14 protein-coding genes, 1 tRNA gene and 1 pseudogene are annotated in these 19,496 nt (G+C 64.1%); 5 read left to right on the top strand and 11 right to left on the bottom strand.

The features are described 5' to 3' along the window. Window positions 1-68 precede the first annotated feature (68 nt). A complete protein-coding gene (locus GCN74_RS29010; RefSeq protein WP_193317287.1) occupies window positions 69-236 on the top strand; it encodes a hypothetical protein in 168 nt (55 codons plus the stop codon). A gap of 143 nt (window positions 237-379) precedes the next feature. Here GCN74_RS29010 and GCN74_RS26920 read toward each other — a convergent pair whose 3' ends face one another. The 6 genes from GCN74_RS26920 to GCN74_RS26895 all read right to left on the bottom strand — a co-directional run bounded on the left by GCN74_RS26920 (window position 380) and on the right by GCN74_RS26895 (window position 7,458). Next, window positions 380-1,561 carry a tyrosine-type recombinase/integrase gene (locus GCN74_RS26920; protein ID WP_152259500.1) on the bottom strand — a complete coding sequence of 394 codons (1,182 nt, stop codon included), beginning with the start codon at window positions 1,559-1,561 and terminating at the stop codon, window positions 380-382. 194 nt (window positions 1,562-1,755) lie between these two features. After that, a tRNA-Ser gene (locus tag GCN74_RS26915) sits at window positions 1,756-1,845 on the bottom strand. A 162-nt stretch (window positions 1,846-2,007) separates the two neighbouring features. Next, complete coding sequence (locus GCN74_RS26910; protein ID WP_152259499.1) at window positions 2,008-4,053, bottom strand: putative bifunctional diguanylate cyclase/phosphodiesterase; 2,046 nt, start codon at window positions 4,051-4,053, stop codon at window positions 2,008-2,010. A gap of 1 nt (window position 4,054) precedes the next feature. Beyond that, window positions 4,055-5,227: an EAL and HDOD domain-containing protein gene (locus GCN74_RS26905; protein WP_152259498.1), complete on the bottom strand. Its 1,173-nt coding sequence runs from the start codon at window positions 5,225-5,227 to the stop codon at window positions 4,055-4,057. A 217-nt stretch (window positions 5,228-5,444) separates the two neighbouring features. After that, a complete protein-coding gene (locus tag GCN74_RS26900; RefSeq protein ID WP_152259497.1) occupies window positions 5,445-6,074 on the bottom strand; it encodes a response regulator transcription factor in 630 nt (209 codons plus the stop codon). 13 nt (window positions 6,075-6,087) lie between these two features. Continuing rightward, on the bottom strand, window positions 6,088-7,458 hold the full coding sequence (locus tag GCN74_RS26895) for a cache domain-containing protein (RefSeq protein ID WP_152259496.1): 1,371 nt from the start codon (window positions 7,456-7,458) through the stop codon (window positions 6,088-6,090). Window positions 7,459-7,702: 244 nt separating this feature from the next. Between GCN74_RS26895 and GCN74_RS26890 the strand changes: the two genes are divergently transcribed. The 4 genes from GCN74_RS26890 to GCN74_RS26875 all read left to right on the top strand — a co-directional run bounded on the left by GCN74_RS26890 (window position 7,703) and on the right by GCN74_RS26875 (window position 15,318). Then, window positions 7,703-9,763, top strand: coding sequence for a carbon starvation CstA family protein (locus GCN74_RS26890; protein ID WP_152259495.1), 2,061 nt, complete (start codon window positions 7,703-7,705; stop codon window positions 9,761-9,763). Then, on the top strand, window positions 9,763-9,963 hold the full coding sequence (locus GCN74_RS26885) for a YbdD/YjiX family protein (RefSeq protein ID WP_010396213.1): 201 nt from the start codon (window positions 9,763-9,765) through the stop codon (window positions 9,961-9,963). Before GCN74_RS26890 ends, GCN74_RS26885 begins: the two co-directional genes overlap by 1 nt. A gap of 305 nt (window positions 9,964-10,268) precedes the next feature. Next, entirely contained in the window at window positions 10,269-13,157 is a 2,889-nt protein-coding gene (locus GCN74_RS26880; RefSeq protein ID WP_152259494.1) for a response regulator, read from the top strand. 1 nt (window position 13,158) lies between these two features. Further along, window positions 13,159-15,318 (top strand): putative bifunctional diguanylate cyclase/phosphodiesterase, encoded by a 2,160-nt coding sequence (locus GCN74_RS26875; protein ID WP_152259493.1) that lies wholly within the window; start codon window positions 13,159-13,161, stop codon window positions 15,316-15,318. Here GCN74_RS26875 and GCN74_RS26870 read toward each other — a convergent pair. From GCN74_RS26870 to GCN74_RS26850, 5 genes and pseudogenes are all read right to left on the bottom strand, one after another. Next, window positions 15,287-16,417, bottom strand: coding sequence for an esterase-like activity of phytase family protein (locus GCN74_RS26870; RefSeq protein WP_152259492.1), 1,131 nt, complete (start codon window positions 16,415-16,417; stop codon window positions 15,287-15,289). The genes GCN74_RS26875 and GCN74_RS26870 overlap by 32 nt on opposite strands. Window positions 16,418-16,505: 88 nt before the next feature. After that, entirely contained in the window at window positions 16,506-17,726 is a 1,221-nt protein-coding gene (locus GCN74_RS26865; RefSeq protein WP_152259491.1) for a CaiB/BaiF CoA transferase family protein, read from the bottom strand. Window positions 17,727-17,733: 7 nt separating this feature from the next. Then, window positions 17,734-18,324, bottom strand: a complete 591-nt coding sequence (gene recR, locus GCN74_RS26860) for a recombination mediator RecR (RefSeq protein WP_034786598.1) — start codon at window positions 18,322-18,324, stop codon at window positions 17,734-17,736. 47 nt (window positions 18,325-18,371) lie between these two features. Next, complete coding sequence (locus GCN74_RS26855; RefSeq protein WP_034759121.1) at window positions 18,372-18,698, bottom strand: YbaB/EbfC family nucleoid-associated protein; 327 nt, start codon at window positions 18,696-18,698, stop codon at window positions 18,372-18,374. 41 nt (window positions 18,699-18,739) lie between these two features. Then, window positions 18,740-19,496, bottom strand: a pseudogene (locus GCN74_RS26850) (DNA polymerase III subunit gamma/tau); the annotation flags it as partial.

Below are 19,496 nucleotides of genomic sequence, written 5' to 3'. Positions count from 1 at the left end.
GGGAGCTGTTTCCCTTCGACGACGCCTTAACCGATTGTGGATGCACGGACTAGAAGGAGATTACGAAAATGGACCAATACAAAGAATTCTGCCGGCTGCGCGACTACCGCAAGCCTGGCGTCGAAGTACCGCACCACACCGAGGCCGAAGCATTCGCCTTGGCGGTGCAAAACAAAGGCGGCCATACAGAAGCAGCCCAGCGCAAGAAAAACCCCACCACGAAAGGAATCAAGTAATGAACGCAGACCGAATTATTTACCGTCAGGACTTATACAAAATGCTGGGCGTCACTTCGGAGACGCTGCGCAGATGGGTGAAGGAGAACAAGCTGCCGCCGGCGGACGTTGCCATAACCCAGCGCACGCTGGGATGGCGCCTTTCAACGCTCCAAGCCGCTGGGATCAGGCTGCTTTAACAACCAGTCGGCGAAGGCCTGAAGCATCACGCGGCGCTGCTTCAGGTACTCTGCGGAGTTGTAGACCCCGCGCACACCGCCGTCCTTGTGCGCGAGCTGCACCTCGACGTGGTCCGAGTTGTATTCGTGCTCGTTGGCCCAGGTGGAACCGACCTTGCGCCAGCCGTGGCCCGTCATCTTTCCCTTGAAGCCGATACGGTGAATGAGGTAGAGAATCGCGTTTTCACTCATGGGGCGGCTGCCGCCCCGGTCGTTCGGGAAAACGTAAATGCTGCCCCGCGAACGCAGCTTCATTTCAGCCAGCAGGTCCAGCGCCTGGGAAGACAGCGGCACCAGGTGCTCGCGGCCCTTCTTCATGCGCTTGCCCGGTATCCGCCAGACATCGCCCTCCACTTCCGCCCAGGTCATGCGCCGCAGCTCGTCCGTGCGCGTCCACGTCAACGCCAGCAGCTTGCAGGCCAGCACAGACTGAATCTCATCTTCCAGGGCCAGGCGCTCCATGAACGGATGCACCTCGGCCAGTGCCAGGGCGGCGAACCCTTCGCGCGGCTTGCGGGAAAAGGCGACCTTCGAATTGATGTTCGATGCGGGATTCTCTTCGCAGTGGCCATGCTGGATGGACCAGTCGAGCACCTGGCCCACCCACATGCGCACGCGCCGGACGTAGACGGACAGGCCGGCGGCATCCATCGGGCGCAGTGCGGCCATCAAGTCTTCCTTGGTAATTTCACGCACGGTTTTCGCGCCCAGCGTCGGCGAGACGTACATGGCCAGCGCGCGCAATGCATTTGCCTTGTAGCCGGCGCTGATGTCCGTGCGCCCGGCCCAGTAGGTATCGATGGCGGCATCAAGTGCAATGGATGGGCTGCTTGCCTTGCGCTTGGGCTTGAGGTCGTCGCCGTCGATCAGTTTCAAACGCAAAACGTCCCGGCGCTCGCGCGCTTCCTTGAGGCCGATCAGAGGATACGGGCCGATGACGGCAGTTTGCTGCTTGCCCTCGTCGTTACGATAGGCCATGCGCCAAACCTTGTTTCCACTTGGCAGGACGGCCAGCATCAGGCCGTGGCCGTCGAAGAGCTTGCGCAGCTTGCCGTCGTTCGGCGTGGCGCGGCGGCAGTCTGCATCGGTAAGCGTATTGATGGCCATGCGAAATCCTGTAGGTACGGGTTTGAGAAAAACCGCATGATACCTACATTTCAGCCTACGCGTGATTCTGTGGGATGGTTTTTGGATGGTTCCGAATCTGTGACTCGGAGGGATGAAGATCAAGCTAAGTCGTTGATTTTCAATGAAATTCGGTGGAATATAGGTTGAGTATACTCACGAATTTTTTATGTACTTGGCGGAAGCGGTGAGATTCGAACTCACGAACAGTTTAACCCGTCGCTAGTTTTCAAGACTAGTGCCTTCAACCACTCGGCCACGCTTCCAGATGGCAGCATTATACATAAAGGTCTGTGGCTTACCAATGGCTAGCACTCCCGTGGCCTTATTTCCCCAGGCGGCGAGGACTGGGGTCGTGCCCGGCGGGTCTGCCCCCGGCTTGTCGCCGGTGGGTTTCATACCGGCGCTGGCACACTAACGCAGCAACCTTACACGCCCCAGTTTTCCCGCAGCGTCTTTTCGAACTCCCCGGCCGGCAGGGGGCGCGAGAACAGGTAGCCCTGGACTTCGTCGCAGCCCGAACTCTTCAGGAACGCCAGTTGCTCTGCCGTTTCCACGCCTTCCGCGATCACTTTATGATGCAGCTGCTGGGCGATGCTGATGATCGTGCTGGCGATGGCGCAGTCGCTGGCGTCCGTGGGGATGCCGGTGGTGAAGGAGCGGTCGATCTTCAGGGTGTCGATGGGGAAGCGTTTTAAATAAGACAGGCTCGAATAGCCGGTGCCGAAGTCGTCCAGCGACAGGGCCACGCCCAAGGCCGTGATGCGGTCCATGATGCCGATCACGCGCTCGATGTTGTGCATCAGGGTGCTTTCCGTGATTTCCAGTTCCAGCCAGCCCGCTTCCAGGCCGTAGCGGGCCAAAGTTGCCGCCACCCTGGCGGGCAACGCCGCCGTGAATTCGCGCGCGGACACGTTGACGGCCAGGCGGATGGGCGGCAGGCCGGCCAGTTTCCACGCTTGCGCCTGGGCGCAGGCCGCTTCCAGCACCCACTCGCCCACCTGCACCACCAGCCCCGTCGATTCGGCCAGGGGGATGAATTCGGCGGGCGGGATCATGCCGTGCTGCGGGTGGTGCCAGCGCACCAGGGCTTCGGCGCCGATGATGCGCCCGCTGGCCAGCGCGTATTTCGGCTGGTAGTGCAGCAGCAGCTGCTGCGCCGACAGGGCCTGGCGCAAGCCCGTTTCCAGGCGCATGCGCGCTTGCATGCCCACATTCATGTCCTGGCTGTAGAAGGCCACGCTTTCCGCTTCGCCGCCGCTGTCCTGCTTGGCGCGGTACATGGCGATGTCGGCCAGGCGCAGCAGGGTTTCCGCGTCCTGCCCGTCTTGCGGATACACGCTGATGCCGATGCTGGCGCCCACGCGCAAGTCGTGGCCTTCGATCAGGAACGGTTCCACCAAGGAAGCGAGCAGCTTTTGCGACACCATGCTGGCCTCGAAATGCTGGCCGATGTCGAACAGGCCGACGGCAAACTCGTCGCCGCCCAGGCGCGCCACCAGGTCCTGGTCGCGCAATGCCTTGCGGAAGCGCAGCGAAACCTGGCGCAGCAGCTCGTCGCCGATGCGCCGGCCCAGGGTGTCGTTGATCAGTTTAAAGCGGTTCAGGTCGATGAACAGCACGCAGCCCAGCATCTTGCTGCGCTGCGCCACGCTCAGGGCCTGGTCGACCAGCTTGGCCAGCAAGGTGCGGTTCGGCAGGCTGGTCAGCGGGTCGTAATACGCGAGGTGATGCAGGCGCTCTTCAGCCAGCTTGCGTTCCGTGATGTCCGTCAGGTAGGCGATGAGTCCGATGGGCTTGTCGTCCATGTCCTGCAGCGGCGACAAGGACAGGCTGGCCCAGAAGATCTCGCCTGACTTCTTTCGGCGGCGCACCTCCATCAGGCGTCCTCCCTGCTCCAGGAAAGCGTCGTGGAAACCCGTGTCTTCCTCGTCGTACAGGAACAGGATGTTGCGCCCCACGGCTTCCACCGAGGTATAGCCGAACAGGCGCTCGGCGCCCTTGTTCCAGCTGGTGATGTAGCCCGTCAAGTCCATCGTCAGCACGGATTCGTGCAGCTGGTCGAGGATTTGCGTCTGTTGCGCCAGCAAGGCTTCGACTTGCGCGTAAGCATGGGTCGAGCGTTGCGCCAGCGAGTGCACTTGCAGCACGCCGGCCGTCAGCGAAGCCAGGCTGGCCAGCTGGCGGCGGTCCGCATCGTTGTACAGGCTGCGTCCGGCCACGCTGTAGTGGCCGAAGCAGTGACCGTCGAAACTGATTTCCTGCAGCAAGGCGGGCGTATCGACAGGAAACAGCGGGGACGGCGCCGCAGTGTCCAGGCTGGCCGCAGGCAGGAACTGGCCATGGGGGCTGGCCATCACGGCGCTGGCGATGCGGCCCAGTTCAGCCACCAGCGCGGGGCCGCGCAAACGCACGACGGCGTCGCACAGGGCGGCGCTGTCACCGAGGAAATCCGACACCGGAAACAGGGGCATGCTAGAGGTTCCGGCTGACCTGGATGGCCCATTGGTAGGCCTGCAGCAGGCTGCGCCAATAGGTTTCTCCATCGATGCCGGCACGGCGCAAGCCTTCGGGCGGCGGCGTGGCGCTTTCGACCAGCGCCAGCAAGGTGCCCAGTTCGCCACTGCGTTCGAGCAAGGCGGCGCTGACTTCGGGCGCCAGGTTCAGGGTGGCGATGATGTCCTGCATGGGCATGCCCAGCAGCACGTCGAGCAGCGAGAACACGCCCGCCATGAAGGCCAGGTCCTGCGCGTCGCGGTCGCCGCCGCGCAGCTGGCACAGCGCTTCCATCTGCGCCGCGCGCACGGCCGCCAGCGGCAGCAGCGCGTGGATCTTGCCATCGTCCTGCTGGCGCGCATACAGCAGCAGTTGCAGCCAGCGCTGCAGCTGGCGCCGGCCCAGCAAGGTGATGGCCTGGCCAAAGCCCGTGATGGGCGCCGTGAAACCGAAGGCGGCTGAATTGACCAGTTTCAATAAATGATAGCTGAGCGATGGATCTTGCTTGAGCGGCACTTCCAGCTCGTGCGCATCGGCATCGCGGGCCAGCAGGCCCAGCAGCGCCAGCAGGCGGCGCCGCGACGTGGCGTCTTCCCGTTCGCTTTGCTGGCGCGCCTGCTGCAGGGCGTAATCGCCGGCAAACCAGCTCACGCCGAGTTCCTGCAACGCGGCAAGCTGCCCCCCGTCGCCGATGTTGTAGGCGAGGTGCGGCCCCGGCAAGGGCAGCAGCTGATACAGGGCCGGGCGGGCGCCGGCCGCGTCAAAGCTCAGCGCGCGCGCCTCGACCTGCGCCGCCGTCACGGGACCGGCTTCGGCGCCATCGAGAATGATGCGGTAGCCGGCGTCGCGCCATTGCAGGCATTTTTTCTGGATGTGCTTGTCGCCGGCAAGATGGGCCGGCAAACGGAAGATGGTGCGTTGCGGCGCCAGTTGCGCCAGCACGGCCTCGTCCACGCCATGCGGGTCGGCCACGGGGATGATGCAGTCGAGCGGCGCCAGGAAGGCATACGCATCGGCCGCGGCCAACGCCGCCAGCAGCGGCGCCGTCGAGGCCTGCGGTACATGCAGGGTGACAGCGACCCACTCGTTATGAGCATTGGCTACTGCTTGTAATCCCACCAACGGAAACAGGTTTGATTCAGACGCTGACATCGGTATCTCAGTGTGGGTAGGGCGCCATAGTAAATAAACTGACCAGCATTGGCAACCCTGGCCCGACAGGGATGCCATTTCGACAGCAAGAATCATTCTATCCGAATCTCACCCGCGAAACAGTTTAAAATTGGCAATAAATGTTCAAAAAAAACACTCCCCCGGGAGACCCGCCTACCATGCGGGTTTGAAAAAAATGCCGCGATGCCTGCTCCGTTCAGGCGCTGCCGCCATGCGCATGTTCAACCGCATATTTGATCAGTTCAGCCTGCCCTTCGATGCCCAGCTTGCGCTTGATGTTCAGCCGGTGCGTCTCCACTGTGCGTACGCTCAGGTCCAGCTCGCGGGCGATCTGCTTGTTCGACTGGCCCGCCGCGATGTGCTGCAGCACTTGCTGCTCGCGCGTGGTGAGGAAGGAATCATGCACTTGCGGGCGCGACAGTTGCCGCGCGAGGGCCGCGCTGTAATAAATGCCGCCGGACATCACCGTCTCGATGGCAAACACGATATCTTTCCCTGGAGCATCTTTGAGCACATAGCCGCGCGCGCCGGCGGCAATCGCCTGCGACACATATTCGAGCTTGTCATGCATGGACAGGATCAGCACGGCAATCTGCGGAAACGCCTGCTTGAACAGCGCCGTCGCTTCGATACCGTTGGTGCCCCGCATATTGATATCCATCAGCACCAGATCCACCTGGTGTGTGCGCGCCTGGGCCAGGGCCTCGTCGGCGCCGCCCGCCTCGGCCACCACGTCGAAATGCGCCACCGCTTCCAGGCGCGCGCGCAAGCCGTCGCGCACGAGGGGATGGTCGTCCACCAGCAGGATGTTGATCTTCTCGGTCATGGTTGCGTATCTATCAATGTGTGGAGGAAAGGCCGAGCCGCGCCAGCACCACGGTGCCGGCCGGCGAGGAAGTGATGTGCAGGCTGCCGCCGATGGCTTCCATGCGTTCCGTCATGTTGCGCAGGCCGATGCCGCGCTGCGGGTGCAGGACGATGCCGTCGAAATCGAAGCCGCCGCCATTATCCCCGATGCGCAATTCCACGGCCTTGTCCGCCTCGCGCAAGCTGACCTCGACGCCGCTGGCGTGGGCATGGCGCTCGCAATTGGTCAGCGCTTCCTGGGCAATGCGGAACAGCACGGTATTGACCATGTCGGGCAAGCCCTCGCCCGCCGCCGCCGGGCTGGCCGTGAAACTGGCTTGCGCGCTGCTGCTGTCGTTAAATTCATGCACCAGGTGGTCGAGCGCGGCGGCCAGGCCCAGGTCGTCGAGGATGGCCGGGCGCAGGTTGTGCGAAATGCGCCGCACTTCGCCCAGCACCTTGTTGAGCTGCTCGGCGGCCCGTTCGAATGTGGCGGGCGCCTTGTCTTTCTGCTCTGCATTGCCGGCCAGGCGCGCGATGCCCGCCTCGATCTGCAGTTTGATGGACACCAGCCACTGGCTGATGCCGTCATGCAAGTCGCGCGACAGCCGCGCCCGCTCCTCCTCCTGCGACTCCACCACGCGCTGCGCCAGCACTTTCAGCTTCGCATCGGCGACGCGCAATTCGCGCAGGTTCAGCACCAGGCCGCAGGCGGCCACCAGCAGGGAGCCGAGGATGGCAATGCCGGCGATCAATTCCATGGTGGAGCGGATATTGCGCGACTGCTGGGCGTCGACCTGGGCCAGCGCCTGGTCCACGTCATCCATGTAGATGCCCGTGCCCATCATCCAGCCCCATTCCGGCATCAGGATCACATAGCCGAGCTTGGGCGCGGACTTGTTGGTCGACGGCTTGATCCAGTTGTAGCGTTCGAAGCCGCCGCCGCCCTTCGCCCGCTGCATCAGGCGCTGGATGGTCAGGTTGCCCTCCGCGTCGCGCAATTCCCACAGGTTCTGCCCCACCAGCTCGGGCTGGCGCGGATGCATCAGCGACTTGCCCTGCAAATCATAGATGAAGAAATAGCCATCGTCGCCATAGCTGAGGGCGGACAGGATGCGCTTGGCCTCTTCCTGTGTGGCGGCATCCTTGCGCCCCGACTGGTACAGGGAGGCGATGGAATGGCTGGCCAGGGTCACGTAATGCTTGAGCTCGGCTTCCTTGCTGGCCAGATACGCCTGCTGGATGGTGGCGCGCTGCTGCTCGGCCAGGGTAATGGCCTGGTGCCGCACGGCAAACGCGATGGCGCACAGGGCGAGTATGAGCGGCGTGATGGCCAGGAAGATGACTTTCTGTCTGAGTTTCATGGCCTGGCGCTCCGGCGGCGTCGATGCTGGTGGGAATGCGTGATTTTACGTCGCGGCGCCGTGATCGGTCTGCGTAGTAATACTGAGCGTTACTGCGTAGTGCTGCGCTTGCGGCAATTATACGATTCCTGAATACTCGCCATAAGCTGCAGACACACCAAAAGTAACATCCAAACTGGCGACGACCAGGCTCGGCAGCACACATCATCGCACGGCACAGCGCCCGTCAATCTCTGGAGGAAGCATGAACCGCATTTTCAAACAGCTCGGCTGGGCAGCGCTTGCGCTGGCCGGCGCCGGGTCCCTGGGCGTCGTCGCCCTGCAACGCGGCGAGTCGATCAGCGCAATCTGGATCGTCATCGCCGCCGTCTGCGTCTACCTGATCGCCTACCGTTTCTACAGCCTGTTCATCGCCGACAAGGTGCTGGGCCTCGATGCGCGCCGCATGACGCCCGCCTTCAAGCACAACGACGGCCTGGACCACGTGCCGACGAATAAATACGTGCTGTTCGGCCACCATTTCGCAGCCATTGCCGGCGCCGGTCCCCTGGTCGGCCCCGTGCTGGCCGCGCAGATGGGCTACCTGCCCGGCATGCTGTGGATACTGGCGGGCGTCGTGTTTGCGGGCGCCGTACAGGATTTCATCGTGCTGTTCATCTCCATGCGCCGCGACGGCCGCTCCCTGGGCGACCTGATCAAGGCTGAACTGGGCGAGATTCCCGGCATGATCGCCCTGCTGGGCTGCTTCATGATCATGGTCATCATCCTGGCCGTGCTGGCCTTGATCGTCGTCAAGGCGCTGACGGGCTCCCCATGGGGCAGCTTCACCGTGATGGCGACGATCCCCATCGCCCTGTTCATGGGCGTGTACTCGCGCTTCATCCGCGTGGGCCGCATCGGCGAAATTTCCATCATCGGCTTCGTGCTGCTGATGCTGGCCATCATCGGCGGCCAGTACGTGCAGGAATCCGCCGTGCTGGGCCCCATGTTCACGTTCACGGGCACGGAACTGACGTGGATGCTGATCGGCTACGGCTTCATCGCTTCCGTGCTGCCCGTCTGGCTGCTGCTGGCCCCGCGCGACTACCTGTCGACGTTCCTGAAGATCGGCACCATCCTGGGCCTGGCCATCGGCATCATCGTCGTCGCGCCTTACCTGAAAATGCCGGCCATGACCAAGTTCATCGATGGCTCCGGCCCCGTCTGGTCGGGCAATCTGTTCCCCTTCCTGTTCATCACGATCGCCTGCGGCGCCGTCTCCGGCTTCCACGCCCTGATTTCCTCGGGCACCACACCGAAGATGATTGAAAACGAAAGCCATGCCCGCTTCATCGGCTATGGCGCCATGCTGATGGAATCGTTCGTGGCCATCATGGCCCTGGTGGCCGCCTCGACCATCGAGCCCGGCATCTATTTCGCCATGAACAGCCCGGCCGCCCTGATCGGCACCACGGCCGAATCGGCCGCGCAAGCGATCTCGCAGTGGGGCTTCTATGTGACGCCGGAAATGCTGACGCAGACGGCCAAGGACGTTGGCGAGCACAGCATCATCTCGCGCGCGGGCGGCGCGCCGACCCTGGCTGTCGGCATGGCGCAGATCCTGTCGGGCGCCATCGGCGGCAAGGCCATGATGGCCTTCTGGTACCACTTCGCCATCCTGTTCGAAGCGCTGTTCATCCTGACGGCCGTCGATGCGGGCACGCGTGCGGGCCGCTTCATGCTGCAAGACTTGCTGGGCAGCTTCGTGCCTAGCCTGAAACAGACGGAAAACGTCATCGCCAACCTGCTGGCCACGGGTCTGTGCGTGGCGGCCTGGGGCTACTTCCTGTACCAGGGCGTGGTCGATCCATTGGGCGGCATCAACACCCTGTGGCCGCTGTTCGGCATCGCCAACCAGATGCTGGCCGCCATCGCGCTGATCCTCGGCACCTGCGTGCTGTTTAAGATGAAACGGGGACAATATGCGTGGGTAACGATCTTGCCGACCATCTGGCTGCTGCTGTGCACCTTGACGGCGGGCTGGCAAAAGATTTTCGATGCCAACCCGCGCGTGGGCTTCCTCGCGCATGCCAGGAAATACTCGGCGGCACTCGATGAAGGCACCTTGCTGGCGCCGGCCAAGTCCGTGGCGCAGATGCAGCAGATCATCTTCAACGATTACCTGGATGCCGGCCTGGCCGCCTTCTTCGTCATCGTCGTGATCAGCGTGCTGTTCTTCGGCATCCGTACCATTTTGAAGGCGCGCGCCGACAGCAAGCCTAGCACCAAGGAAACGCCGTTCCAGGCCATGCCCACGGTGCAATGATGATCGACGAAATCATCAAGGCTGGACGGTACCTGGGGCAAAGCATGCGGCTCATGTGCGGCTTGCCCGAGTACGACACCTATGTGGCGCACCGGGAAGTGACCCATCCCGGCGAGCCGATGATGACATATGAAGAGTTCTTCCGCGAACGGCAGGAAGCCCGTTATGGCGGGGCCGGCAAGCGCGGCGGCTGCTGTTAGCGGACACCTGACCCAGCCTACTGCGCGTCGGTATAGGCGGCTTGCGATGCTCACCGTACTACAGTACGGTTGCGCTTCTCGGCCACCTCTCCCTTCCGCTCGCTACGGCTGAGTCAGGTGTTGTTGCTCAGCAATAATTTGAGGGCGGTCTTGTGAGACCGCCCTTTTCATTTCCTCTCTTATAAGTTCCCCTCCCCTTTCTTCCATTAGACCCACATCAACATCATGGTGTGTCTTCGCGTCTATATTTTTCCAATAGGAATTAAAAAAACAGCCAACGGGCCGACCGGGGAAGCGCCGCAACCATGTTCAATTTCCAACGCTCCAGCATCAGCCAGAAGCTGACCATGATTTCGGTGCTGTCGTCGGGCTGCGCGCTGCTGCTGGTGTTCGTGGCGTTTGCGCTGACGTCCGTGCTCAGCCACAAGAACGATGAAGGCAAGCAACTGCTGTCGCTGGCGGGCGTGATCGGCGCGGCCAGCGCGGTGCCTTTGCTGGCAGGCAAGCCGGCGCAGGGGCAGGCGGAACAGGTGCTGGCGGCCTTGTCCGCGCGCAACGAGATTGCCCAGGCGGCCCTGTTCGACAAGGGCGGGCGCCTGTTCGCCCTGTACCGCGCGCCGCAGCACGCGCAGGGCCTGCCAACGCCGGAAGACATGGACCCGGCCCTGCTGGCCGACATGGCCGTGCAGCCCGTCACGCAAGGCTCGGGCACGACGCTGGCGCCCGCCATGCGCCTGTACCGCCCCGTCTACCGCCAGGCCGCGACGGGGCAGGAAATCATCGGTGCCGTGCTGATCGAGGCGGACCTGAACCACATGTGGCGCGACATCGGCCGCCACGTGAGCGCCATCGGCGGCGCCACCGTGCTGTCCTTCCTCGTGGCCGTGTTCCTCGCGCGGCGCTTCAAGAGCGTGATTGCCGAACCGATCACCAAGCTGATCGACACGGCGCAGAAGGTCTCCAGCAGCCAGACCTACAGCCACCGCATCGCGCACCAGCGCAGCGACGAGCTGGGCGTGCTGATCGACAGTTTCAACGACATGCTGGCGCAGATCGACAGCCGCGACAGCACCCTGGCCAATTACCGCGACCAGCTGGAACGCCAAGTGGGCGTGCGCACGGCGCAGCTGGAAAAGGCCAAGGATGCGGCCGAGGCGGCCAGCCAGGCGAAGAGCGCCTTCCTCGCCACCATGAGCCATGAAATCCGCACGCCCATGAATGGCGTGCTGGGCATGACGGAACTGCTGCTGGCCAGTCCGCTGACGGCGCAGCAGCGCCATTACACGAGCATGGTGCAGCGCTCGGGGCAGAATTTGCTGGTGATCATCAACGACATCCTCGACTTTTCCAAGATCGAGGCGGGCAAGCTGAGCGTGGAATACATCCGCTTCAATTTCCGCGAATTGCTCGACGACATAGAACACGTGTTCGCGCCGCAGGCGGAAGCGAAAAATATCAGCCTGGAATTCGATATCGCCTACGACATTCCCATCGCCATCTGCGGCGACCCGAACCGTTTGCGCCAGATCATCGTCAATCTGCTGGGCAATGCCATCAAGTTCACGGAAACGGGCAAGGTCACCGTGAAAGTGACCGTGTGCAGCGAAGACGCGCCCAGCGTGGGCTTGCGCTTCGAAGTGCACGACACGGGCATCGGCGTGTCGAACGAGGCGCAGACGCGCATCTTCGAATCGTTCTCGCAGGCAGACGGCTCGACCACGCGCAAGCACGGCGGCACGGGCCTGGGGCTGACGATCTCGAAACAGCTGGTGGAACTGATGGGCGGCACGATCGGCGTTGATAATGCTTTAACGCAAGGCTCCATCTTCTGGTTCGAAGTAAATTTCGATAAGCGGCGCGTCGACAGCGACGACCCGTCCTTCAACCTGAAAACCACGCGGGGATTACGCGCCTTGATCGTCGACCACACACCCGCCACGCGCGCCGTGCTGGAGCGGCAGCTGGCCAGCTGGCACATCGTCAGCGACAGCGCAGGCACGGCCAGCGACTGCCTGGGCAAGCTGCGCGCGGCCGCGCAGGCGGGCACGCCATATGCCGTGGCCTTGCTGGACATGGAATTGCCGCGCACCAGCGGCCTGGCCCTGGCCGCCACCATCAAGAGCGACCCGCTGCTGGCCGACCTCAAGCTTTTGCTGCTGAGCACGGAACAGGCGGCGGCCGATCCCGTGCAGCGGCGCGAGGCGGGCGTGGCCTTCCAGCTGATCAAGCCGGCCCGCGAATGCGACCTGTTCGACTGCATCGTCACGCCGCCGCGCGCCAGCGACAGCCTGCGCATCCATCCGCCGCACGCGGCGCGCCAGGCGGGCCGGCGCCAGCGCCGCCGCGTGCTGCTGGCCGAGGACAATCCCGTCAACGTGGAAGTGGCGCTGGCCATGCTCGACAGCCTGGGCCTGGACGTGGTCTGCGCGCGCAACGGCGAAGAAGCCCTGCAGGCGGCGCAGGCCGAGGATTTCGACCTGATCCTGATGGATTGCCAGATGCCCGTGATGGACGGCTTTGCCGCCACGGCGGAAATCCGCCGCCACGAACAGCAGTGCGGCCACGCGCGCGTGCTGCCCATCGTCGCCATCACGGCCAATGCGCTGCAGGGCGACCGCGAAGCGTGCCTGGCGGCCGGCATGGACGATTACCTGAGTAAACCTTTCACGCAGCAGGACCTGGGCCACACGATTGCCCGCTGGATCACCTTGCCGCGCGCGGCCACCGTGCACCACAGCGAGGCGCCGGAGCCGCCCACGCCGCAGGAAGCGCCGCCCGAGGCGGCGCCGCCCGCGCCTGCCCCCCAGGCTGTCGCACCGCCGTCCCCGCCGCCATCGGGCCAGCCGCTGAACCGGCAGGCGCTGGAAAACATCCGCGCCCTGTCCCGCGCCGATGGCGATGCGCTGCTCGAACGGGTCATCCTCGCCTTTACCAGCGAAACGCCGCGCCAGTTGAGCGCCATGCGCGAGGCAATTGCCGGCGCGGATGCGGAAGCGCTGCGCAAGGTGGCGCACAGCCTCAAGTCGGGCAGCGCCAACGTGGGCGCCGACGGCCTGGCGCAGCTGTGCAAGGAGATGGAAAAACTGGGCCGCGCCGGCAGCACCGAAGGCGCGGCTACCCTGCTGCAGGAGATGCAGCAAGCCTTCCTGTCCGTACGCGAATCGCTGAGCGCCATCCTCGTGAAGGAACACTGACATGACAGCGCCCCTCCCTCCCCCACGCGGCCTGGTGCTGGTGGCCGACGACGATCCCGTGATGCGCTTGCTGATGCGGCAGATGCTCACGCAGGTGGGCCTGGACGTGATCGAGGCCGAGGACGGCGTGCAGGCGCTGGCCAGCTACAAGCACAGCGGGCCGGACCTGGTCATGCTCGATGTCGACATGCCGGCCCTGGACGGCTTTGCCGTGTGCCGCGAGATCCGCCTGCAGGAAGTGGGCGGCACCGTGCCCATCATCATGGTCACGGGCGGCGACGAACTGGAAGCCGTCACACGCGCCTACGAAGTGGGCGCCACGGATTTCATTTCCAAGCCCATCAACTGGCCCATCCTGGGACACCGCGTGCTGTACGTGCTGCGCGCCAGCGACGCCATCGCCCGCCTGCGCATCGCCGACGCGCACAACCGCGCCGTGCTGGCCGCCATCCCCGACACCTTCTTCCGCCTGAACCGCGAAGGCTATTATCTCGACTACGAACAGGGCCACGACGCCAGCGCGGGCTTTTCCATCAGCGACTGCGTGGGCAGCCATATCCGCGACGTGTTGCCGCCCGAGATCGCAGCACGCCTGCTGGACAAGGCGCACGCCGTGCTGGCCACGCAGCATCTCGGCTCCGTCGACTACACGCTCACGCACGCGGACAGCACGCGCCATTTCGAGGCGCGCCTGGTGGCCACGGGCGCCGACGAGGTGCTGGGCCTGGTGCGCGACATCAGCGAGCGCAAGCGCACGGAAGAACAGATCCGCCGCCTCGCCTACTGCGACAGCCTGACGGGCATCCCCAACCGGCAGGCCTTCCTGGAAACCCTGGAGCGCGAACTGCTGCGCTCGAAAGAGCACGACAAGAAGTTCGCCGTGCTGTTCATGGACCTCGATGCCTTCAAGCGCATCAACGACACCCTGGGCCACGACGTGGGCGACCATCTGCTCAAGGTGGTGTCCGAGCGCCTGCGCGAAACCATCCGCCCCAGCGACCTGGTGCTGCGCGCCGAACACGAATTCGAGCCATCCCCCGGCGGCAGCAACCTGGCGCGCCTGGGCGGCGACGAATTCACGATCCTGATCCCCGACCTGGAACGCGTGGAAGACGCGCTCAACGTGGCGCACCGGGTCAAGGAGGCCATGCGCCGGCCCTTCATGATCGAGGGGCATGAGATTTTCGTCACGGCCAGCATCGGCATTTCGCTGTATCCGGAAGATGGCGAGGATTGCAATTCGCTGTTGAAATATGCGGACACGGCCATGTACCACGCGAAGAACTGCGGCAAGAACAACGCCAAGCTGTACAGCTCCTCGCTGACGATGGAAATCATGAGCCACGTCAAAATGGAAGTGGGGCTGCGCAAGGCCTTGCAGAACAACGAACTGTACTTGCTGTACCAGCCGCAGATCGACGTGCCCAGCACGCAGATCGTGGGCGTGGAAGCGCTCGTGCGCTGGCGCCACCCCGAGCGGGGCATCATTTCGCCCACGGAATTCATCCCGCTGGCCGAAGAGACGGGACTCATCGTGCCCATCGGCGAATGGGTGCTGCGCACGGCCTGCAACCAGGCCAAGGCGTGGCAAAACGATGGCGGGCGGGCCATCCGCATGGCCGTGAACCTGTCGGCCAAGCAATTCAAGGATGAAAACCTGATGCAGATCGTGCTCTCGGTTCTGGCCGACACGGGCCTGGACGCGCGCCTGCTGGAACTGGAATTGACGGAAGGCACCCTGATGGACGATGCGCGCGCCACCATGGTGACCCTGGAGCAGTTGCGCGGCATCGGCGTGTACCTGTCCATCGACGACTTCGGCACGGGCTATTCGTCGATGAACTACTTAAAACGCTTCGACGTGCGGGCCCTGAAGATCGACAAGAGTTTTATCGCCGGCTTGCCGCAGGATACGGAAAACGCGGCCATCACGCGCGCCATCATCGCCATGGCCCATGGCTTGAAGATGGTGGTGGTGGCCGAGGGCGTGGAGACGGACGAGCAGCTGCTGATGCTGGAAGAATACGGCTGCGACATGGCGCAAGGCTATTTCCTGGGCCACCCGTCGCCGCACGACACGATCACGGCCATGCTGGCCAGGCAGGCGGGCCAGCTGGCCAGCCTGGAAACTAGAGCACTTCGAAGGCAAGGATTTGCGTGACTTGCTGCGCGTTGAAATTGTCGTCGGAAATCATCACCAGGCTGCGGCGGCCGTTTTCCAGGCGCGGGCCCCAGCTGATGCCTTCGATATTGTCGACCCTGGGCAAACCGATCTTTTCCAGGTCCAGCAGCAGGCGCTTGCGCGCCGGCACATAGGCTGCGCCCGCCAGGGCCGGCATGGCCTGGATGTCGGTGGCGCCCTCCGTGTCCATCGCGTACACGCGCACATGGTTGGTGTAGATGCCATCCGCGTTTTCCACGCCCGCCCGCTCCACCACCAGCACTTGACGGTCGTTGACGGCGAGAATTTCCGACACGCCGTTGTCCGCTTCGCGCCCGGGCGCGGGCCGCGACGCCACGGGCTCGATAGCATACGCGTACTGCCCCAGCACCTTGCCCGCGCGGTCCAGCCGCGTGATGCGCACCACCGAGCCATGGTCCGGCGTGGCCAGCGGGCCATCCTGGTACAGGGCCGCTTCCATGCCCAGCCACAGGCTCTTGCCGTCGCTGGCAAACGACAGTCCCTCGAAGCTCATGTTGTTGCGCGAGCCGACCTCGTTCTTCGAGACGTTGAACATGGGCGGCGTGGGCAAGGTGGACAGGTAACGCCCGTCGCGGTCCGCGTGGCGCACGAACGGGTGCAAGCCCACCTTGCGGTTGCCTTCGCTGCCGTACCACAGGCTACCGTCCTGCGGATCGACGCGGATGGTTTCGATGTCGGGCACCTGGTCGCCGCGGTCCAGTTTGGCATGCGCCAGGTTCGGATAGCGGCTGCCGTCGGGCTGCGTGAAGAAATGCACGCTGTTCAAGGTCACGGCGGAAAATGCCGTGCTGTCGTAGCTGAGCGTGGCGCGGTAGAAGCGGGCCGGATTGATTTCCGAGCGGTCATCGCTTTCCATCACCCAGCTGTTGCTGGACGCATCGTAGTCGATGCCGGACAAGCCGCCCACCGTGGTGCCCTCGAACGGCTGTTTCAAGGCGATGCGCTGCTCGCCGATCAGGCGCAGGCCCGCGATCGGCGCATCGTGGGGAAGGCTGGCGCAGGCGGAGAGGAGGATGGCGGAGGCCAGGGCAAGCGAAGTGCGGAACAATGGAGGCATGATCGGTATCAAATAAGTCGGGAAGCAAATTCCGGGGTCAGACCCGCCGGGTCTGACCCCGGCTTTAATTCTGTGGGTGAATAGCGAATTACACCACCCCGTCGGCCTTGAGCCGCGCGATGGCGGCCGCATCATAGCCCAGCGATGCCAGCACCTCGTCGTTGTGCTGGCCCAGGGTGGGGCCCAGCCACTGGGTCTTGCCCGGCGTGGCGGACAGTTTCGGGCTGATGGCGGGCAGTTTCACGGGCGTGCCGTCCGCGAAATGGTGTTGTTCGAACATGTCGCGGGCGAGAAATTGCGGATCGCTCAGCATGTCGCGCACGGAATAGATTTTGCCGGCAGGTACGTCGGCCGCCTTCAGCACGGCCAGCGCGCTGTCTATCGTATGCGTGGCGCACCAGGCGCCGATGGCGTCGTCGATTTCCTGCGTGCGCGCCACCCGGCCGTCGTTGCGTGCCAGCTGCGGGTCGCCCGCCATGTCGATGCGGCCCATGGCCAGCATCAAGCGCTTGAAGATGGCGTCGCCATTACCGGCAATCACGATGTTTTCACCATCGCCCGTCGTGTAGGTATTCGAGGGCACGATGCCGGGCAGCGAGCCGCCCGTGCGCTCGCGCACCACGCCAGCCTGGTCGTATTCGGGCACCAGGGACTCCATCAGGTTGAACACGGATTCGTACAGGGCCACGTCGACCATCTGCCCTTCGCCGGCCGCCGCGCCGCCCGTCACGTCGCGGTGGCGCAAGGCCATCATGGCGCCGATCACGCCGTGCAGGGCCGCCACGGAGTCGCCGATGGACACGCCCACGCGCACGGGCGGGCGGTCGGCAAAGCCGGACACATAGCGCAAGCCGCCCATCGATTCGCCGATGGCGCCGAAGCCGGGCAAGTCCTTCATGGGCCCCGTCTGGCCAAAGCCGGACAGGCGCACCATGATGAGGGAAGGCTTGATCTGCTTGAGCTGCTCGTAGCCGAGATCCCACTTTTCCAGCACGCCGGGGCGGTAGTTCTCGATGATGATGTCCGCCTCCAGGGCCAGCTGGCGGGCAATCGCGCGCCCTTCCGGCGACTTCAGGTTCAAGGTCAGGCTTTTCTTGTTGCGCGCCTGCACCGACCACCATAGCGAGGTGCCGTCCTTCAGCACGCGCCAGGTGCGGATGGGGTCGCCGCCATCGGGCGACTCGATCTTGATCACGTCGGCGCCGAATTCGGCCAGCATGCGGGCGCAGAACGGCCCCGCGATCAGGGTGCCCAGTTCCAGGACTTTGATGCCCTGGAGGGGGCCGGAAGATGCGGAAGCGTCTGTCATGTTGTGCTCAGGTTGCCCTGCGGTCGAGCATCGCGCGGGCGATGGTGCCCGCGTCGACGTATTCCAGTTCGCCGCCCACGGGCACGCCGCGGGCCAGGCGGCTCACGCGCAAGCCCCGCGCCTTCAGCATTTCGCTGATGTAGTGGGCCGTCGCTTCGCCTTCATTCGTGAAGTTGGTGGCCAGCACCACTTCACCGACCACGCCATCGTTGGCGCGGTTCAGCAGTTTTTCGAGGTGGATATCTTTCGGGCCGATGCCGTCGAGCGGCGACAGCCGTCCCATGAGCACGAAATACAGGCCCTTGTAGGTCAAGGTCTGCTCGATCATCAGCTGGTCGGCGGGCGTTTCCACCACGCACAGCAAGCGCTTGTCGCGCTCCTCGTCGAGACAGGTCTCGCACACCTCATGTTCGGTAAAGGTATTGCACAGGCCGCAGTGATGCACGGCATCGACGGCCTGGAACAGGGCGCGCGACAGCATGGCCGCGCCTTCCCTATCGTGCTGCAACAAATGAAATGCCATCCGCTGCGCCGACTTGGGGCCGACGCCGGGCAGGCGCCGCAGCGCCTCGGTCAAAAATTCAAGCGACTTGGACATGGATCAACCCTGCCCCGTGCCATGGATCGAGCGCATGCGGAGTTGCATCAGAATGGCATTTTGAAGCCGGCTGGCAAGTTCATGCCGCCGGTCAAACCTGCCATTTTTTCCGCGGATGTCGCTTCCGCCTTGCGCACGGCGTCGTTGAAGGCGGCGGCCACCAGGTCTTCCAGCATGTCCTTGTCGTCGGCCAGCAAGGACGGGTCGATGGACACGCGCTTGACGTCGTTCTTGCACGTCATGACGATTTTTACCAAGCCGGCGCCGGACTGGCCTTCCACTTCCACCAGCGCCAGTTGTTCCTGGGCTTTTTTCATGTTGTCTTGCATTGCTTGCGCCTGCTTCATCAGGCCAGCCAGTTGATTTTTCATCATGAGAATGCTCCGTTCAATTCAGTTTGTGAGTGTGTTAATCATCAATGCAGGGTCGGCGCGGCGGAGCCGGCCGGTGCAGGGGTAATCGTTCCCGGCACAACAAAAGCGTCGAATGCACGCTTCATGTCGAGCACAAAGGGGTCGCTGGCGATGGTTGCTTCCGCTTGCAGCTGGCACGCCTCGCGGTGGGCCTGCGCTTCCGCGCTGGCCGTGTACCAGACGGCGCCCAGTTCCGTGTCGACACTGACCTTGCGGCCGAAGCGCTCGGTCAGCGCGGCCGCCAGTTTTTCCACGTTGGCGGGACTGCGCCACGTGTCGATGGGCACGCGCAGGCGGAACGTCGTGCTGTGGCCGTCGTGCAGGCATTCGATCAGCTCGGCCTGCACGGCCAGCTGCTGGGCCACGCCGCGCAAGGGCAGCACGGCGGCGACGGCCGGCCAGTTGCCGTCCCAGTCCAGGCCCGGCACGGGCGTGATCACATACGGTCCGCTGGGCGCGACTTGCTTGGCAGCACGCTGCGGCATGACGACGGCGGGCTGTTCGCCGGGCGCATTGCCTGGCGCATTGGCAGGCGCCGACACGGCAGCCGAAGCGCTGTCGTCGGAAAATTCGGTGACCCACGGCGGCAAGTCGTCATCCTGCTGCTGCGCTTGCGGCGGCGGGGCGGCAGGACGCGCCTGCTGTGCCGGCGCGGACGCGGGAGCTTCCATCACGGCCACGGGTGGCGCATCGTCCCACGGCGCCGGCGCTTTCGCGGCGGCCGGTGCTGGCGGCGGTGCCGGCTGGACTGGCGCGGCA

The organism is Janthinobacterium sp. FT14W (genome assembly GCF_009208755.1).
Taxonomy (GTDB): Bacteria; Pseudomonadota; Gammaproteobacteria; order Burkholderiales; family Burkholderiaceae_D; genus Janthinobacterium; species Janthinobacterium violaceinigrum.
This window is presented reverse-complemented; position numbering and strand designations above follow the sequence as displayed.

Excerpts from the sequence above, each read along its gene's own strand:
- GCN74_RS29010 (WP_193317287.1), top strand. The coding sequence starts at position 69 with ATGGACCAATACAAAGAATTCTGCCGGCTGCGCGACTACCGCAAGCCT.
- GCN74_RS26920 (WP_152259500.1), bottom strand. The coding sequence starts at position 1,561 with ATGGCCATCAATACGCTTACCGATGCAGACTGCCGCCGCGCCACGCCG.
- GCN74_RS26910 (WP_152259499.1), bottom strand. The coding sequence starts at position 4,053 with ATGCCCCTGTTTCCGGTGTCGGATTTCCTCGGTGACAGCGCCGCCCTG.
- GCN74_RS26905 (WP_152259498.1), bottom strand. The coding sequence starts at position 5,227 with ATGTCAGCGTCTGAATCAAACCTGTTTCCGTTGGTGGGATTACAAGCA.
- GCN74_RS26900 (WP_152259497.1), bottom strand. The coding sequence starts at position 6,074 with ATGACCGAGAAGATCAACATCCTGCTGGTGGACGACCATCCCCTCGTG.
- GCN74_RS26895 (WP_152259496.1), bottom strand. The coding sequence starts at position 7,458 with ATGAAACTCAGACAGAAAGTCATCTTCCTGGCCATCACGCCGCTCATA.
- GCN74_RS26890 (WP_152259495.1), top strand. The coding sequence starts at position 7,703 with ATGAACCGCATTTTCAAACAGCTCGGCTGGGCAGCGCTTGCGCTGGCC.
- GCN74_RS26885 (WP_010396213.1), top strand. The coding sequence starts at position 9,763 with ATGATCGACGAAATCATCAAGGCTGGACGGTACCTGGGGCAAAGCATG.
- GCN74_RS26880 (WP_152259494.1), top strand. The coding sequence starts at position 10,269 with ATGTTCAATTTCCAACGCTCCAGCATCAGCCAGAAGCTGACCATGATT.
- GCN74_RS26875 (WP_152259493.1), top strand. The coding sequence starts at position 13,159 with ATGACAGCGCCCCTCCCTCCCCCACGCGGCCTGGTGCTGGTGGCCGAC.
- GCN74_RS26870 (WP_152259492.1), bottom strand. The coding sequence starts at position 16,417 with ATGCCTCCATTGTTCCGCACTTCGCTTGCCCTGGCCTCCGCCATCCTC.
- GCN74_RS26865 (WP_152259491.1), bottom strand. The coding sequence starts at position 17,726 with ATGACAGACGCTTCCGCATCTTCCGGCCCCCTCCAGGGCATCAAAGTC.
- recR (WP_034786598.1), bottom strand. The coding sequence starts at position 18,324 with ATGTCCAAGTCGCTTGAATTTTTGACCGAGGCGCTGCGGCGCCTGCCC.
- GCN74_RS26855 (WP_034759121.1), bottom strand. The coding sequence starts at position 18,698 with ATGATGAAAAATCAACTGGCTGGCCTGATGAAGCAGGCGCAAGCAATG.